Genomic DNA, 4,729 nt, shown 5'->3' on the forward strand with positions numbered 1-4,729 from the left:
CCCGCCCCCAGCGCTGTGACCGAGCCGAGGGCGGGGTAGCGCTCAGTCGTCGTTGTTGGTGGCGTCGTCGATCGCTTCGCCTGCATCCTCCACGGTCTCATCGATCTCTTCGCCGACCTCCTCCGCCGGACCGGGATCCGCGCAACCAACCAGCAGGATCAGAGAAACGAGACCGATAGGAATCCATAGCTTCAGTAGCGAACTCATGAGCATCTCCTTTTGTGAATGTTCAGCACGCTACGCAGAGTTGCGTGCTTGAGAAACAGGCGCGCCCGGCGACGGTCAGGAGCGCGCCCGTGCACTGCGGTTCCCGCGCGGTCTTCAGCCATGCACTCCAGCCATTGGGGCTGCAGCCCCCGAAGCCACGCGGATTGCCGGCTCGGCCAGTCTTCCTCCAAGTGTCACCGTAGCACACGGCTTCGGGGTCTTTACAGTCCGGAAAATCCCCATGGGCACCCGAGACCCTGGATGCGTTAAGTTAGCGTGACGACTCGAATGCAAGCGAGCGGCTTTGGCCCGCCCGACGGATACAGGAGGGTATGCGATGGCATCGATTCTCACGCTCACGATGAACCCGGCACTCGATGTGAGTACGTCAGTGGACAAGGTGGTCAGCAAACACAAGCTCCGTTGCTCCGGGGTTCGCTTCGACCCCGGTGGAGGCGGCGTGAACGTCGCTCGCGTGATCGAGCGCCTGGGAGGCAAAGCCACGGCACTGTACGCCGTGGGAGGCCCGCTCGGCGAGGTGTATCAAGGCCTGCTCGAGGCCGAACTGGACGGCGCGACCCGCATTGCGATCGAAGGCAACACCCGCCAGAGTCTGAACGTGTCCGAGACCTCGACCGGCGAGGAGTACCGTTTCGTGCTGGAGGGTCCACAGTGGCGGGAGAAAGAGTGGCGAGGCGCGTTGGACCTGATCGAGGAAAGGCTCTCGGACGGTGCCTATGTGGTGGTCAGCGGCAGCCTGCCCCAGGGTGTGCCGGACGATTTCCCGGCACGGGTGGCGCGTCTGGCGAAGCAGGCCGAGGCTCGATGCGTGGTCGATGCGTCCGGAGCGGCCCTCGAGGCGGCCCTGGAGGAGGGCGTCTTCCTGATCAAGCCCAACCGCCGCGAATTGAGCGATCTGACCGGCTCCGACCTCGACACGAGGGAGGAGCAGGAAGCGACGCTGCAGAAAATCGTTGACGACGGCGGTTCCGAGGTCGTGGCGCTGAGCCTCGGCGGTGACGGGGCGTTGTTCGCATCGGTCGACGACGCCTTCCACATTGCGGCGCCAGAGGTGGAGGCGCGCAGCGCAGTGGGCGCAGGTGACAGCTTCGTGGCGGCCCTGGTGCTTCGTCTGGCCGACGGGAAGCCGTTGGAAGATGCGGCTCGCTACGCCGTGGCTGCCGGGGCCGCCGCATTGCTGAGCGAGGGCACTGAGATGTGTCGTGCGGAGGATGTCGAGCGGTTGTACGAAGAGCTGCGACCTTGAGACAACTCGAGATCATCGACGACGGAGGCATCGTTGCCGGGCACAGCCCCGGGGCAGGGAGCAGGGCATGCTAGAACGCCGTCGAAGCGGCCCTGGACCGGCGTCGAGCAAGCCTGGCTCCGGACCAGGAGGGTTACCGGTCGCCACGTATTCGATCGTTGCACGTGCTGCGGAAACGGGTCATCTCGGCGTGGCCGTACAATCGCATTACTTCTCGGTCGGCAGTGTGAGCCCTCATGCGGATGCCGGGGTGGCTGCCGTGACCATCCAGTCCTTCGCCAAGCCCAGCTATGGGACGGAAGGCCTGCGTCTGATCCGGGAGGGTGCGTCGGCGCATGAGGCGCTGGCGACGGTGCGGGGTAGAGACCAGCATGCGGAATATCGCCAGTCGGCGATGGTCGATACCCAGGGCCGCGTTGCGGTCTACACGGGCGAGCGATGCATCCCGGAGGCGGGTCATCACGCCGGGGATGGGTATGCCTGCCTGGGTAATATGCTGCTCGAACCGGGAATCTGGAAGAGGATGGGAGCAGCCTTCGAGAGTGAGCAGGGCGAACTCGTCGACCGGTTGATCGTGTCCCTGGAGGCCGCACAGGCGGCCGGTGGCGACCTGCGCGGCCGGCGGTCTGCCGCAGTCATCGTCGTCAACGCCGAGTCCTCTGGAGATCCGGCAGTGGACGTCTTGTTCAATCTCCGGGTCGAAGACCACGATCAACCGCTGCAGGAGCTGAAGCGTCTGGTGACCCTCAAGAGGGCCTTTCACCACAACAGCCGCGGCGACCATCATCTGCGCAATGGCGATGTCGATGCCGCGTTACGGGAGTTCTCCATGGCGGTTTCGATGGCGCCTGCCCACGAGGAACTGGTCTTCTGGCAGGCCGTGGCCATGGCGGTTGCCGGGTTTGAGAAGGAGGCGGAGCCCCTGTTTCGAGAACTGTTCGACTCTTCCAGGAACTGGCGGCTGCTGGCGGAACGGGTGGCCAGGTCGCGGTATCTGCCCGAGGGCTCGCACGCGCTCGACGAGATCCTTGCAGGCTGACGTCGATTTGGGGATGGTGTGGGAACGTGAGCGTTTCGCCAAAGGGAACGGGGAGTGAATCGGTTGATCCCACTCTGGTTCAAGCTGTCCTATCTGTTGTTCGTGGCCGCGCTGATCCCAGCGTACACGCTGGAGCACGGCCTGGTGAATTTTCTCTGGTTCTCCAACGTCGCGCTGATCGGGGGGCTGCTGGCCGCGTGGCTGGAGAGCCGGCGCCTCGCGAGCATGATGGCGGTTGCGGTTGCGCTCCTGGAAATGGCCTGGGTTTTCGATTTTCTGTTGAGCCTGGCGCTGGCGGGACCGACGCCGCTGGGCATCGTCGACTACATGTACGATCCGGATATCGCGTTACATGTGCGCCTGCTGTCGCTCTACCACCTGCTGTTGCCCTTTGTCCTCTTCTGGATGGTGTGGCGACTCGGTTACGACAGGATGGCGTGGCGCGTCTGGGTGCCGACGGGTTGTGCGATCCTCGTGGTGACGTTCGTGATTTCCACCCCGGAGCGGAACATCAACTGGGTGTGGGGTCCGGGGGGCCAGGCGCAGGACTGGACCTCGCCGTACGCCTGGTTCGGGATCGTCGTTCTGGTTTGTGTGTCCGCTTGGTGGCTGACGCACCGGGTCCTTCTGGTCGTCCTGCGAAGCTTCGGTCGCGTCGGGTGATCCGCGCCTTTTCGGGCAGTCCGGCAGGCGCTTACGCCAGCGTTCTGGCGGCTGTCTGTACCGGGTCCCAGACCGGCGAGAACGGCGGCGCATAGGAGAGGTCCGTATAGACCAGTTGCTCCGCCGTGAGCCTGGCCGTGATCGCCACGGCGATGGTGTCGATCCGCTTGGCAGCGCCGCTTCCACCCACGATCTGGCCCCCGAGCAGGCGCCCGGTCCCTTCCTCCACCAGGAGCTTCACCTTCAGCTTGGCGGTGCCGGGGAAGTAGTGGGAGCGGGTCAGGGCATCGATGGTCTTCACCCTGAATGGAATCCCGGCCTCTTCCGCTTCCTTCTCGGACAGGCCCGTGCGGGAAATCTCGAGGTCGCGGAACCGGGTGATGGCGGTGCCGAGCACGCCGGGAAACTCCATCCTTCCGCCGCTGATGTTGATGCCCGCCACCAGTCCGTGCTTGTTGGCCACGGTCCCGAGTGCAATGAACACCGGTCTCTCTTTCACGAGGTGAAACGATTCGGCGCAATCGCCTGCCGCCCAGACATCGGGCACCGAGGTTTCCAGGCGCTTGTTCACCTTGATCGCACCGCCGGCGCCCAGTTCGATCCCGGCGGCCTTCGCCAGTTCGGCATTGGGCCGTATCCCGATGCCGAGAATGACCAGGTCGGCCTCCAGTGTCTGCCGGTCCGTGACCACGGCGCGCAGTCGTCCGTCCGCGTCTGTCTCGAAACGCTCGAGTTTCTCGCCCAGAAAGACGCTGACCCCCGCATCTCTCATGGCCTGGCTGATCGATTCCGCGACATCGGCATCCATGCTGACCATCACCTCCGGCGCCATGTCGATCAATGTGACCTCCATGCCCCTTTCGAACAGCGCCTCCGCCATTTCGATGCCGATGTAACCGCCGCCGACGACCACGGCCTTCGCAGGTTGGTGGGTCTCCACGTACTCGAATACATCGATCCCGCTTTGCAGGGTGGAGAGGCTGAAGATGCCATCGGCGTCGATGCTGGGCAGGTCGGGAACGATGGGGGAGGCGCCGGTGGCGATCAGCAAGTCGTCCCAGCCCTCCCAGAAGGTCGTGTCCTGCCGCAGATCCCTGACCTTGACGCGCCTCTGCTCCGTGTCGATCGCCACGACCTCGTGCAGGGTACGCACATCGATGTTCTGTTTTTCGCGGAACACTTCGGGACGGCGGGCGATCAGTCGGTCGGAGGATTCCACCTCGCCGGCGATGAAATAGGGCATGCCGCAGGCCGCATAGGAGGTATGCCGTCCGCGTTCAAATACCACGATCTCGCGGTCCGGATGTTCGCGCCGGACCTTGGATGCCGCGCTCATTCCAGCGGCATCGCCGCCGATGACGACCAGTTTGCGGTTTCCCATGGATTTTCTCGTATGCCCCGGGTCTTCGGAATTCGGGATATTCATTGAGGAAGTTCGATTCTAGCAGCCTGTCGGACTTGGATGCCCGTAGCGAGCCGGGTGGGAGAGCGAGGGCAGTTTTTCATGATATCGAGGCGCATAGTGGTTCTAAGCAACGAGAGATCAGGGAAAA

The 4,729-nt window shown here is 63.9% G+C and carries 5 protein-coding genes; 3 read left to right on the forward strand and 2 right to left on the reverse strand.

What is annotated here, in order from left to right; genetic code table 11:
• Positions 1 to 42 precede the first annotated feature (42 nt).
• Entirely contained in the window at positions 43 to 207 is a 165-nt protein-coding gene (locus tag EA346_RS13325; protein ID WP_296759428.1) for a hypothetical protein, read from the reverse strand.
• A gap of 337 nt (positions 208 to 544) precedes the next feature.
• On the opposite strand from EA346_RS13325, the gene EA346_RS13330 reads away from it, so the two are divergent.
• From EA346_RS13330 to EA346_RS13340, 3 genes are all read left to right on the forward strand, one after another.
• The gene (locus EA346_RS13330; protein WP_296759430.1) at positions 545 to 1,474 is read left to right on the forward strand and encodes a 1-phosphofructokinase family hexose kinase; all 930 of its coding nucleotides are present in this window, start codon (positions 545 to 547) and stop codon (positions 1,472 to 1,474) included.
• A 154-nt stretch (positions 1,475 to 1,628) separates the two neighbouring features.
• Positions 1,629 to 2,513, forward strand: a complete 885-nt coding sequence (locus tag EA346_RS13335) for a DUF1028 domain-containing protein (protein WP_296759434.1) — start codon at positions 1,629 to 1,631, stop codon at positions 2,511 to 2,513.
• Between the two features lie 63 nt (positions 2,514 to 2,576).
• Positions 2,577 to 3,176, forward strand: coding sequence for a hypothetical protein (locus tag EA346_RS13340; RefSeq protein WP_296759435.1), 600 nt, complete (start codon positions 2,577 to 2,579; stop codon positions 3,174 to 3,176).
• Between the two features lie 31 nt (positions 3,177 to 3,207).
• On the opposite strand, the gene EA346_RS13345 is transcribed toward EA346_RS13340, so the two are convergent.
• On the reverse strand, positions 3,208 to 4,557 hold the full coding sequence (locus tag EA346_RS13345) for an FAD-dependent oxidoreductase (RefSeq protein WP_296759432.1): 1,350 nt from the start codon (positions 4,555 to 4,557) through the stop codon (positions 3,208 to 3,210).
• Between the last annotated feature and the right edge of the window lie 172 nt (positions 4,558 to 4,729).

Origin of the sequence: Thioalkalivibrio sp., assembly GCF_007692535.1 — a bacterium.
GTDB lineage: Bacteria > Pseudomonadota > Gammaproteobacteria > Ectothiorhodospirales > Ectothiorhodospiraceae > Thioalkalivibrio.

Coding starts and splice junctions, on each gene's coding strand:
- EA346_RS13330 (WP_296759430.1), top strand. CDS start 545: ATGGCATCGATTCTCACGCTCACGATGAACCCGGCACTCGATGTGAGT.
- EA346_RS13325 (WP_296759428.1), bottom strand. CDS start 207: ATGAGTTCGCTACTGAAGCTATGGATTCCTATCGGTCTCGTTTCTCTG.
- EA346_RS13345 (WP_296759432.1), bottom strand. CDS start 4,557: ATGGGAAACCGCAAACTGGTCGTCATCGGCGGCGATGCCGCTGGAATG.